Below are 13014 nucleotides of genomic sequence, written 5' to 3'. Positions count from 1 at the left end.
GTATACCTTTTACAAGGGTTTCAAATCACAGATTTTTCAGCAAATTTAATGGTGGGTTTATTTACGTTGTGCTGTACTAAGTAGGTTGGCATTAAAAATTGTCGTTATGAGAAGGGAACAGGGAACAGAGAAGAGGTTTTGAGCCAATTTTACTTTTCGTTACATATTTCTGTTTTTCCCGTCCACCTACTTAGTATTAAATCTTGACTATAGCTTTAATTTTATTAAACTTTTATCTTGTTCATAAATAAACTGTTCTTTCATTAAGAAAGCTATTTCCGCTTTTTGCAACTCTGCACCTAAATACAAAGCATGATCAACTTCTAAACCTGGACAATCTGCCGCTATTTGTCGATAGATTGAAGTTGCAGATTTACCTGAATAACAATTAACTACTTCTCCAGAACCAGGAGTTGTATGTTCTACAATAATGCTATCATCTTGAATATAAATAACAAAACTACCCGCAGGATCAAAATAGTTTCTTTTCTGACAAATTTTAGTATATTGAGATTTTATCGCATTTTCGGCATTTTCCCAACAATCATCATAAATATGGGCGCTTTGACTAATAGTAATTAATGAACCCATTTTCAAATTGTGATCAGAATTTTTAACTATAGAATCATAAATATATCGTTGCAAAGCTCGTAAACCCATCGCATTTGCTGGCCAAGCTGAAAACATATCATTACTGCGGAAAGTTGCTGTTAAAGATAATTCATTTTCAACAATTCGCACCCAAATATGATTTAGACAAGGTGGATTATCATTATTATCTTGACTAGCATCCCATAAAGACATTACCGCTCTAGCTGAATCAATATCAACTATTAATTTATCAATTACGTGCTGAATTTGATCTCGTCCAAACCAAGAACGTAAACGTTGACCATAGGTGTATTTCAACCCTTCCCGGTTGGGTGCATCATCTAAAATTTGCGAAACGTATTCCTCTAAAAAGCTTCTATCTATTGGTAAATAATTCGGTTCAGGAAAATAAAAATCATCAGGTTCGTCGGTGACAACTGCCATTAAATCTATTAATTCTTGCCATTTGCCATCATAACCAGTTGGTCTAATTGTTCCCGTTGTCTTAATTCTATGAATGATTTTTACCCAAGTTTCAGCAATGGTTTTACCTTCAATTCTGTGACCATAGCGTGTTCCCGGTAAAACTGTGGGTTCAATAATCGCTAAGGGAAATTCTAACGGTAGACCCCATGCTGGCAGTGCTTCCTGTTGGGCATAATATTTAATTTGCTCTACTGCTACGGGAATTGTTTTGGCTTCTTGAAATTCTATAGAATGACGCAATTTTTCTAGAGCGTTGATATCAATATCAATATCTATATAACCAGGAATAGCAGAATTAATTACCCAGGATTTACGCCCTGTATCACTTAAACTTTCTTCTACACCATTGCGAAAAAAATCTAACAAGCATTGACACGCACCTGCATTTTGATCTTCTTTGGTGGCGTTGAGAATGACTAAATAACGAACATGAGGATTTAATAATAAGTTGCGAATTAGTAAATTTATGCCTCTGGTGGGTGAGTATAACTGCCCAATTACAGCATACTCTAATGGTTGGAGGTGTTTTGAGAGGGCTTGTTTCACCGTCCACCCTGTAATTACTGCTGTTTGCCCATTTCCATAAATCAACTGGTTGGGTTTGTGCTGTGCTGCGTAACTAAATTGGGTGATTTGACCAGTTTGTATCATCTTTAACTCAAATAAAACCAAATAATATTATCATAATTATTTTAAAATAGCAACAAGTAGAGTTATAATATTTACAGGCTTTCTAAATTTAAAAAATTACAAAAAGATAATAAAGTAAATTATTTAGTCAATATGAGGTGCGTTACGCTGTCGCTAACACACCCTAGAAATTACTAATTTAAAAGCAACAAAAATCTCCAGGATTTTAGGATTTTCAGGATGTTATTGGATGATTTTCTGGTGGGGAATTGGTGATTTTTATTTGTCTGAATCAGGATAACCAGGATTTGAGGATTTACAGGATGTTATTGGATTCCAACGCCTAATTTTGAGAGTTGTTTTATTGTCTTTTTTACATTTCCTGAAGGTTTAGGCAAATGTTAATAAAGTGTTAGTGAATCCTGAAATTGTTTTTGGGTATAAGACTGTGAGGAATGATTACTAAAAAGGAAATTTTGATAAGCCATAGACATTTGTCTAGCTACTTCATCAATGGGAACGCTACCCATACTTGTACCCAAGCCAGGAATAGCAACTATATTAATCTGCTTTTGTAAACAATTACAGTATTGATTATGTTTACGAATTGCTAATAATGTTGACCAGATAGCTTGATAAACATGATCATTTCCAGCCATAGATATTGACATTCTCAAACTTGGAGCGTGAGCAAGAAACGGGTGTAAAGGATGATTTGTTTCGACAATTAAGGATGTACCTATCGGTTGATCTCCTAAATATTCTTCATGGATGCTTTTTTGTAATGAATTTACTACATCTTCTCCAAAAAAGTTGAGAATTGCTCCATCAATTTTATTAGCGGAATTTAAAGAACTAGCCGCAGTAACTACACAATCAAAGAAAGGCAAATCTTCAAAAGTACCATTGACTATTTGTACATTAGGTAAGCCTTCAAAATAATCGGCAAAGGTTCTACATAAAAAAGGTTTAGTGTCTAGTAAAATTATTTTTAATGGTATGTCATAACCCCAGGTGTGTGAGGTATTTATGCTGCTAATCTTAGCTTTGTAGTTTGATTTATCAATCAGTAGAAGTAAATGAGAATTGAGGATGGTAAAAATAGCATCAAGATTGAAAGTAATATCAGCTACTTTTTCTGCTGTTAAACCCTCATTTGTTTTAATTGTGAGGACTAATCTTTTGATTGTATGATAAATATACAAGAAGAATAATTTTAGTGCTTCGTCTGCAATAATCGGATAATGAAGTAATCTTAGACAATCTTCTAAAGGATATACAATTTCCATGATGCTAGTAAATCCTAGCATTCCTGCCATACCTTTGAGGCTAAAAGTAGCCCGAAACATGATATTTAATTCCTCCTTGTCATCAATTGTATTTTGTAAATTCACTAAACCTCTGTGAATTATGTTGAGATATTCTTGTGATTCTTCAACAAAGTAGCTGATGATTTTTTGGGATTGTTCTGGATTCATGGCTCTAAAACTTAGTAGGTAAGTATTGAGTATTACGATATTTAGGAAGGAGCAATTTTATAGAACTTCTAAGGGAATATACCTGCAAACTTGGCTTGATTTGCTCTTGGATTTAGATTACCCACTTCTAATTAAATTCATATCTTCAATAAAAAACAAAATAAAACCGCCTTGAATATGCTCAAAGACGGTTGGATAATTTATAATGTTTAGGAATTAATAATGTGTACCTGCTTTGCGATGATTAATAGCAGTTACAGCATCGGGTTTGAGCAATTTACCATTATCAACTGTTGCGTATATTACCCAATGATCGCCACATTCCATCCGTTCACTAACCAAGCATTCTAAGTATGCAGAGGCATCGGTGAGAACAGTACAACCGTTGTCGGCTTCTGCGGTTTGGAAGTTAGCAAATCGATCCTCTCCGGGGGCGAAATGCTTGCGGAAATGCTTCATGTATTCTGTGTGAACGCCTTCAGGGAGGATATTCAAGGCAAATTTTCCGCCGGGATACATGAGAGATTCTACTGCTCGATCTTTAGCGATCGCTACTGTAATTCCCGGTGGATTAAATGTAGCTTGCGAAACCCACGCCCCCAGCATACCTGTAGAAACATCTCCTTGTTTGGCGGTAACTACGCACACAGAACCAATAATCCGTCCCACTGCTTGTTCTACAGGAGTAGCAGATTGTTGAGGTACACGCACTTTTTTCGCCTTTTTCAAGCCTTGTGCAAAATCTGTACCAAGTTCTTCACACAATTTGAGAGTCACTTCGTCAGGTTTAAATTTCACTTTCAAGGTGTCAAAACCAAAGCGATATCCAGCATCCCGCAGTTTACCTTCCACCATGTCTAAGGCTTCACCACTCCAACCGTAAGAACCAAATACCCCGGCTAATTTGCTATTGTCACCAGTAGAAAGGACAATACCCAAAGCAGTATGAATAGGAGTCGGTGCATGGCCTCCAATGGTGGGAGTACCAATAATAAAGGCATCCGCTTTTTCTAAATTGGTGCGGATTTCATCAGGTGGTGCAAATTCGCAATTAATAGACTGAACTGCAACCCCGCCTTTAGTTAAACCCAAAGCTATAGCCTGTGCTAAAATGGCAGTATTTCCATAAGCTGAAGCGTAAAGTAACGCCACAGATATTTCCCGGTTTTTTTCAGCATCACTCCACTGAGCATAAGCTTTTGTCAGTTCAATGACACCAGTACGCACTACGGGTCCATGACCAACAGCATACATTCTCACTTGTAAGTCGGAGATTTTTTCTAAGGCTGCATCTACATGGGTGGACTGGGAAGCCATTAAGCAATTAAAGTAGTAGCGTTGGTCTTCTTTTAAGCTTTCCCAATTTTCATCAAATATTTCATCGCTACAGATATGTGCGCCAAATAATTTATCTGTAAACAAAATTTGGGTTTGTTGGTCGTAGCTACATAACGCTTCTGGCCAACGAGGACTAGGAGTAGGTAAGAATTTTAAAACGTGACCTTTGCCTAAATCTAATGTTTCTTTACCGCGCATTACCAAAACTTTGATATCTTGGTCTAAAAAAGCTGCTCGTAAGTTAGCCGCAGCAGGTAAAGAACAAACAAAGGTGATTTGAGGTGCAAGTTCTAAAATCGCTTTTAGTGTGGGTACACGGTTAGGATTAAAATGACCAAGAATCACATAATCCAACTTTTTAAACTGGATTGTGTTTTTTAATGCTTCTAGGTAAATTGCTGTAAAGCCTTCGGCTGGAGGATCAATCAGTGCAGTTTTATCGGCTTCTATTAAATAGCAGTTGGAAGTAGTTCCTCTTAATCGTGCATATTCAATTTCAAACCGTAGACGTGACCAACTCCGCGCTCTGAGAACTTTTGTGTTAGTAGCAATAGGTAAAATTTGTACGTCCCGTGGTTTGGAATCGCTCATAGTTTTTTTTGGTGAAGAGAATACTTGAGAAAACCAATTTTTAGCCGATGTAAGAATGTCAGAAAAAGAATCTAGCGGTTTCATAGTTTCATATAAATTGTGAAATATCTGTTCATGGTGATGGGTGATGGGTGATTGGTGATTGGTAATTGGTGATTGGTAATTGTCCTGATTTTTGACATATTTTCAGAATTAACAACCTTTGTAGAGATGACATACCTTTAGAATTAACAACCCTTGTAGAGATGACATACCTTTAGAATTAACAACCTTTGTAGAGACGTTCCATGGAACGTCTCTACATTTCTTCTAGAAAACGTCTCTACATTCTTTCTAGAAGATGTCTAATGGATGGAAGTTTTTCTAATCACCAATCATCCTTAGTAGTAGTTACCTACTTTGCGATGACGCACTGCTGTAATTCCATCTGGTTTAGATACACGGCCATCTTCGACGATGCAGTATAAAATCCAGTGGTCACTACATTCCATGCTGCTGACTACTTCGCATTCCATGTATGCGAGGGCATCGGTGAGGATGGGAGAACCGTTTTTGGCGGTTTGGGTTTTTACACCAGCAAATCGGTCTGCACCGGGATGTAAACGCTTGAGGAAGTGCTTTTTCAGGTCTTGATAATTTCCTTCTTCCAGGACATTGAGGACAAAGCGATCGCCTATTTGTAGTAAGTTATCAATGGCGCGATCTTTGGCTACCGCAATGGTGAACCCTAAAGGCTGTAAACTGGCTTGTGTCACCCAAGAAGCGATCATTGCCCCGCTAACGCCGCTTTTTTTGGCTGTGACAATATACAAGCCGCTACTAATCCGTCCCAGGGCTTTTTCCATGTTCACGTCGAGGGACTTGATCTGCTTGATGTTGCGTTCTTTCATCAGCAATTGTCCCAAGTCTGTACCGGCTTCTGTACACAGTTGGTAGGTGGAATCGTTAGGAACTTCTTTAATCCGAATCGCTGGAAAGGCTTCTTTTACACCCAAGTCGATAAATTTCCGTCGCAAGGTATCAATGGGTTCATCGTCGCCACCGTAACATTCAAATAAACCTGCTACTTGTTTATTTTTGGTGACAGATAATAGTGAACTAATCCCTGCTTGGGCTACAGTGGAGGTGGTGGGGGGCATCCCAATGGCAATCCCAGAGGCTCTTCCGGCTATTTCTTGAATTTCTTGTAGTCCAGCAGTATTTAAGTCTACCAGTTCTACACCAACTCCGGTTTTTTGGATACCTTCAGAAATTGCGTGAACTAGGCGATCGCTATAACCATAATCGGAAACATAGAATAAACCAACTATAGTTTCGGCTTTGGTTTGTCTTTGACTCCAACTTTGATAACAGTCGGTTAAAACATCTAGGTTGTGATGTAATAAGGGTCCGTGTCCGTTAGCAATAATTTGGATTTTGCCTAAATCTCCCATTCTTTTCATTGCATTTAACAATGAACGCGCATTGGGTCCCATTAAGCAGTCGTAGTAAAAGCGGAAATCGGCTTCAATGGCTTCTAAATCTTCATCAAAGGTGCGATTGTCGCAAAAGTGCATCCCAAAAGCGTCGCAGGTGTAGAGAATTTGGGTTTTGCGATCAAAACTGAAAATGGTATCAGGCCAATGTAGGTTAGGTGCGCTGACAAATTCAATTTCATGTCCTTTACCAATATCTATGCGATCGCCACTTTTGACAATCCGCTTAGAAAAAGGATCATGTACCAAACCCTCTAAAAACTGAAGGGCTACTTTAGAAGCTAAAACAGTCGCTCTTGGTGCTAATTGTAATACATCTTCTACTAAGCCACTGTGGTCTGGTTCTGTGTGGCTAACAATGACGTAATCAATTGTTTTGGGGTTAACAAGACCTTTGAGAGTCTCTAAATACAGTTCACGAAACTTCTGATGTGAAGTGTCAATTAAAACAGTTTGTTCGCCCCTAATTAAATATGAATTATAGGTTGTGCCGTTTTGCAGTCCAAATTCTATATCAAAGCGATCGCGATCCCAATCAAGAGAGCGAATCGCCGTAGTGTTAGGAGCAATTTCTACAGTTTGTATAGTTAACCGATGCTGAACGTTCTCTGAGATCGCTACCATCATTCGTCTCCGAGCGCAAATAAACAGTGTTTTTTCCTGCCCCCATTCTCGCTTTTAATTTATTTTTAAGTTGTAATCAAAACGCTATTTTGTAAAATTCAACTTGTATCAAATATGGCTATTTTTCAGCATTATTTCTTACTCGAAAAATCTACCAGCTATATTGATATTTATTGACATAATTTAAAATCCCAAAAATATCATACATTATGTTTTATCTGTTTGAGAAAATATTTTTCTCGTTGTTAAAAAACATTACATCTAAGTTTGTATAATTTACATTGGGTAAAAATAGAGATATCATAAACAAATAAGCCGGATTAACGAACCACAGAGACACAGAGAACACAGAGGAATGAGGATTTGAGAGGTTTTTTGCGTTAGGTGGTTGAGTGTTTTTTGTTTGGAAGTCCCTCAAGGAAAAAATATACATTATGACAATTCTTAATGTCCGTAATTTATCACTGGTAGAAGTACAACGTCTGTTTGATTTTCAAGAGGAATATGCAGAATCTTTCACACCTTTATTATCTCTAAAACCACTTACAGAAACCGAACAACAAGAACTTACAGAAATACGAGACGACTTTCGGCATTACCTAACAGCAGGTAAGGTATCTGAAGGACAGGTGAAATTTCTGGTACTTGCACCATTAATGAGATTAGCTGGATTTTATCGCTATCCTATCGAGATAATTTTAGAAGAAAATATAGAAGAAATTGAAATTGAAGACGAAGATAAAATCATTAAAGGCAGATTAGACATTTTAGCTGTAACTAAAGCTAAAACCAACAAAGCTAATGCTCACTTTTGGATTCTTTTGATTGAATCTAAAAATAGTAGTATTGCACCATCAGTTGGCTTACCTCAATTACTAACTTATGCTTATCAAAGTTTAGAAAAACAAAATTCAGTGTGGGGATTAGTGACAAACGGACAATATTATCAATTTGTCCATATTCACCAAAAAGAATCACCAACTTACCAGATGATGCCATTATTAAACTTCATGGAAAGAGAACGTTCAACACAATTATTGCAAGTCCTCAAAGCAATTTGTCAGCTATAAAACTATTCCTCTGTGTTCTCTGTGCCTCTGTGGTTCGTTTATTCCGAGTCCTATTTATAACTCAACACCAAACCTTAATCACCCGACCAATAACTTCTTCACCAAACCAAGGAGTATTACTAGAAAGAGAAAAAAGATTTTCTCGATTAACTTGCCAAACTTCTTGAGGATCAAATAAAGTTAATTCAGCTTTTTCATCCACAGCGATCGCCCTCATACTTTGCTGCAAACACATCGCCGGTTGATTACTCAAAGCCCGCCATAATTCTAACGCAGTAAATTCTCCCGTTTCCACCAGATTTTGCCATAATAAAGGTAACGCCAACTCCAAGCCAATAGCCCCGGCTGGTGATTCTGCAAAAGCCTGGACTTTCTCTTCATAAGTGTACGGTGCATGATCAACAGCGATCGCGTCTATCACTCCCCCACGTACCCCCCCACGCAAAGCCGCCACATCACTGGGATTACCTAAAGGTGGGTTTAAATGCAACGCAGTATGATAACTCTTAACAGCTTTGGTATCAAGTAACAAGTGCATCCAAGTAGTGCTGGCGGTGATAGGTAAACCTTGGAACTTAGCCGTAGCAATCAATTCCACACTCCGGGCTGTAGACACCCGCATAATATGTACAGGTGTGCCAATGGTAGCAACCAATTCCAATAAAGCGGCAATAGCCGTAGTTTCCGCAATAGCTGGGACAGGGGGTAAACCCAAACGCAAAGCCTCCGCACCTTCCCGCATCACCCCATTAGCCATCAGTGAGCGATCGCATGGACAAAAAGCTACAGGTTTACCAAAGGGCTGGAAATATTCTAATACCCGTCGCAGCAAAGCCAAATTTTCCCAAGGTTGACCATCAGTAAAACCCGCAACCCCCGCAGCCGCTAAATCTGCTACTTCCACCAACTGCTTACCAGCTAAATCTAGGGTAATTGCCCCCCAGATGTGCAAGCTAGGTGAAGGTAAACCCCCTTCTAATGAACTTTTTCTCTGCAACTGTGCCACAACTGCCGGATTATCAATTGGTGGAGACGTATCTGGTAAAACACTCACTCTCGTAAATCCACCAGCAGCCGCAGCTTGTAAAAATGAATCAAGGGTTTCTCTTTCCTCAAAACCCGGTTCACCAGAATGACTATACAAATCCACCAATCCATTACCCAGAACCAATCCTCGACAATCTCGAATTACGGTATCAGGACTAAAATCAGCCAAATTGGGAGCGATCGCTTGAATATAACCATCAACAATTAATACATCAGCTACTTGATCAGTTCCTGAAACTGGGTCAACTACTCTTACTTTTTGTAATAATTCAGACATAAAAATTAAATATTAACAATTGATTTGAAATCATGATAATTATCATTACATTATACAACGAATTAATAATTCCTTAAATTCTCAAAGACGCTTGAGAAGTAATATCAAACTCTGTGCCTAAATTTTGTTAATAATTAAGGAGAAAATATTTGAGCTTGATAATTACCAGATTCTCCGCGAGAACTGCGTAATAAATTTACACCTACACCACCATAAGTTCCTGGAGGAAAATTAGTTTTAGTATATATCCATAATATTCCCCTTTGAACTTGTTCTAATTTCACACTTCTTGCTTGACTTGCGTTATTGTCAAAATTCACAAAATGCACTCTTGCCATATCGCGTAAACAAGATAACTGAAATCCAACACCATAAGCTGCATCTCCAGCAATTCCGTAATCGGGGCATTTGAGACTAATTGTTTTAGATTCAGCAAAATCAATTTTTACTTTTCCGATTCCTAGTTTAAAAGTAAACTCATCATTAACATTATTGATAACTGTATCTATTTTGATTGCTTGGTTGGGATTAAGTTTAGCCGTACTATGAAATACAGATGCTTCTTTGCTATTAAAGTATGTATAATTTTTGTAGTCTTTATCCACAACACCTGAATTAAAAGAAATACTTACAGTTCCCTCAAAGGTTAGATATGAATGTTGGGGAGATTTATTCAGAAATGAAAAAGTCACAATTGATTTATCGCGTCTACCATCTTTTTGTGAAGGGCATTTGCTAGTTATTTCAAAGTTTTGAAAATTAGAAGTTTGACCACAACGTAATTTTAGCTCTGTTGACTTAGAATATATTTGTTTTTCTGGATCAGTTTCAGTTATAGAATCGGTAGGAGTAGGAGTAGGAGAATTAGTATTCGTAGAATTAGATGATGGACTTTGAGGAGTATTAACTTCCTCGTCTTCCTCTGAAAAAGTTATGGAACAACCACTCAATACAATTGTAAAAATAATCAAATATAAGAGGTGTCTATGCCAACTTTTTGACTTAGAAGCAATTAACCTACTATAAAAATATTTCATTCTAATATCTGCCCACCAGTAAATTCTATTAGCTTCGATGCCTAAATGTTGAAGTTCAGCGAGAAACCACAATTTAGCTTAACTCACTATAGTGACACATCATATAATACTTATCGTTACAGGAATTAACCAGGATCTTTAAAAAATCTTAATTTTTAGTTACTATGCAGGTTAAGCCTATCAGTAATTTCCTCATGGTTCTCAACCAAAAATTAGATGAGTTTAGGAGTTACGCATTGACAGAATCTATTGCATAAGGATTATTATTTTATCTCTGGTAGGGTGCGTCAGACCCGATAATTAAGCAGACAACAGATTTTCTCTATCTGACGCACCGGACTAATATAGGATTCCTGAAACTCGTAGTCTCTCAAATACATTTTGAGGGATAAAGAGGAAATGAACCGCAAAGGACGCAAAGAGCGCGTAAAGCCTACGGCATAGCTCCGCTTACCGCGGTAGCGTCCCGGAGGGAAAGAAAGAAGAAAGAAGAAAGAAGATTTATTTACCCGTCAATTGGTTCTTGACAGACTATTAAGTAATTTCCCTATTCATCGCACATAAATCAGCCAAATCACAAATATCACAACTAGGAGAACGTGCCTTACACACAGCCCGACCGTGATAAATTAGGCTAATTGACCAATTTTCCCAGTCTGGTTGGGGTAATAATTTCATTAAGTCTTGCTCAATCGGGACTGGTTCAGTATATTTAGTTAAACCTAAACGTTGACTAAGGCGTTTAACATGAGTATCAACTGTCACCCCAGCATTAATACCATAGGCATGAGCCAAAACTACATTAGCAGTTTTTCTGGCGACACCAGGAAGTTTTAAAAGTTGTTCCATTTGGTTGGGAACTACTGAGTTAAATTCCCTGACTATCATCCGACAAGCGCCTTGGATATTCTTGGCTTTATTGCGATAAAATCCAGTGGAACGCACCAATTCTTCTAATTCTGTCAAATCAGCATTGGCTAAACTCTCAGCATCAGGAAACCGAGTAAATAATGCTGGTGTAACCTTATTCACTCGCTCATCAGTACATTGAGCGGAAAGAATAGTTGCCACCAGCAACTGCACAGGTGTTGAATAATCTAAAGAGCAGGTTGCATCTGGATAAAGCAGCTTTAGGCGTTTAAGAATTTCTGTAGCCCGTTGCTTTTTAGATAAAGATTTACGATTTACGCTCACTGCAACAATTTTTGCACCCATTCTAACTGGGAAGTTAATTCGGTGGTTTCTTTAACAATTAGAAAAATGCCTAATCCTAAGATTAGCACTAAACCAGTTTGCATTACACCTTCTTGAATCTTGGTAGGTAAAGGCTTGCCTAGTAAACCTTCAATTACTAAAAAAGCCAATTGTCCACCATCTAAAGCAGGTAAAGGCAAAATATTAATCACTGCTAGATTAATACTGATGATTGCGGCAAAGGATAATAAGTTAGCACTATTATCAGCAGCTAATTTCGCGCCAATTTTGACGATATTAACTGGACCAGAAACTTGTCCCACTGTTTGTCCAAAATTAGTTACTAACTGGCCAAAACCTTGGAGTGTGCCGACGAATAACTGCTGAAAGCGATTAGCTGCAAGGCTAAAAATCTCTCCAGTATTTTGGGGACGACGATAAACTGCTTTTCCATTGGGTCCAAGTTCAATCCCTACTACACCTTTGCCGTCAGCACCGAGTTTTGGTGTTAATTTCAGGGATAATTCTTGGTTTTGATGTTGGAGTTTGAGACTAATTGGTTGATTTGGGTTATTTTGGATTTCTTTGGTCAGCAATGAGGTAGAATTTTTGTTTGCAGGTAGTTCCTGACCATTTATAGCCAGAATAATGTCTCCTTCTCTAATTCCGGCTTGGTAAGCTACTGATTGTTCGTTAACTGGTTTGACGATTACACCAGGTTGATATTGAAATGATTCTGGTACACCAACGATACCCAATTGTAGAGCTAGAACTAAATAAGCAAAGATTAAGTTGGCGATTACTCCGGCGCTGATAACGATCGCTCGATCTAAAATCGGACGGTTACGCAGTAAATTGGGATCATTGGGCGGAATTTCGCTATCTGGATCATCATCAGGAAAGCCGACAAAGCCACCCAAGGGAAAGGCACGGATAGCATATTCTGTTTGTGATCCTTGATATTTCCAAATTACTGGTCCAAAACCCAAGGAAAATCGGTTAACGTAAATCCCTTGAGAACGTGCGGCGATAAAATGCCCAAACTCATGCACTAAGATCAAAATAGCCAAAACTGCGATCGCTGCTAAAACTGACATAAAGCAAAAATATTCACATATTCACACATATACTTTTATTGTAGTTCGGGAATGGGCTGATAAACTATTGCAATATCTG

The 13014-nt window shown here is 38.0% G+C and carries 9 protein-coding genes; 1 reads left to right on the top strand and 8 read right to left on the bottom strand.

Going from position 1 to position 13014, the window contains the following annotated elements; genetic code table 11:
• Positions 1-207: 207 nt before the first annotated feature.
• The 4 genes from VB711_RS05180 to VB711_RS05165 all read right to left on the bottom strand — a co-directional run bounded on the left by VB711_RS05180 (position 208) and on the right by VB711_RS05165 (position 7213).
• Entirely contained in the window at positions 208-1728 is a 1521-nt protein-coding gene (locus VB711_RS05180) for a thymidylate synthase (protein WP_323284671.1), read from the bottom strand.
• 380 nt (positions 1729-2108) lie between these two features.
• Positions 2109-3185 (bottom strand): Hpt domain-containing protein, encoded by a 1077-nt coding sequence (locus VB711_RS05175; RefSeq protein WP_323284670.1) that lies wholly within the window; start codon positions 3183-3185, stop codon positions 2109-2111.
• 216 nt (positions 3186-3401) lie between these two features.
• Positions 3402-5114 carry a diflavin flavoprotein gene (locus tag VB711_RS05170; protein WP_323284741.1) on the bottom strand — a complete coding sequence of 571 codons (1713 nt, stop codon included), beginning with the start codon at positions 5112-5114 and terminating at the stop codon, positions 3402-3404.
• Between the two features lie 380 nt (positions 5115-5494).
• Positions 5495-7213 (bottom strand): diflavin flavoprotein, encoded by a 1719-nt coding sequence (locus VB711_RS05165; protein WP_323284740.1) that lies wholly within the window; start codon positions 7211-7213, stop codon positions 5495-5497.
• Positions 7214-7647: 434 nt separating this feature from the next.
• Here VB711_RS05165 and VB711_RS05160 point away from each other — a divergent pair, with 434 nt between their 5' ends.
• Positions 7648-8283 carry a restriction endonuclease subunit R gene (locus VB711_RS05160; protein WP_323284669.1) on the top strand — a complete coding sequence of 212 codons (636 nt, stop codon included), beginning with the start codon at positions 7648-7650 and terminating at the stop codon, positions 8281-8283.
• Positions 8284-8344: 61 nt separating this feature from the next.
• On the opposite strand, the gene VB711_RS05155 is transcribed toward VB711_RS05160, so the two are convergent.
• The 4 genes from VB711_RS05155 to rseP form a co-directional block, all read right to left on the bottom strand.
• Positions 8345-9607, bottom strand: coding sequence for a dihydroorotase (locus tag VB711_RS05155; RefSeq protein WP_323284668.1), 1263 nt, complete (start codon positions 9605-9607; stop codon positions 8345-8347).
• 134 nt (positions 9608-9741) lie between these two features.
• Complete coding sequence (locus VB711_RS05150; protein WP_323284667.1) at positions 9742-10644, bottom strand: hypothetical protein; 903 nt, start codon at positions 10642-10644, stop codon at positions 9742-9744.
• A gap of 534 nt (positions 10645-11178) precedes the next feature.
• Positions 11179-11859: an endonuclease III gene (gene nth, locus VB711_RS05145; protein ID WP_323284666.1), complete on the bottom strand. Its 681-nt coding sequence runs from the start codon at positions 11857-11859 to the stop codon at positions 11179-11181.
• Complete coding sequence (rseP, locus tag VB711_RS05140; protein WP_323284665.1) at positions 11835-12935, bottom strand: RIP metalloprotease RseP; 1101 nt, start codon at positions 12933-12935, stop codon at positions 11835-11837. Before rseP ends, nth begins: the two co-directional genes overlap by 25 nt.
• Positions 12936-13014: the final 79 nt, after the last annotated feature.

This window comes from Cronbergia sp. UHCC 0137 (assembly GCF_034932285.1).
Classification (GTDB): Bacteria; Cyanobacteriota; Cyanobacteriia; order Cyanobacteriales; family Nostocaceae; genus Cronbergia.
This window is presented reverse-complemented; position numbering and strand designations above follow the sequence as displayed.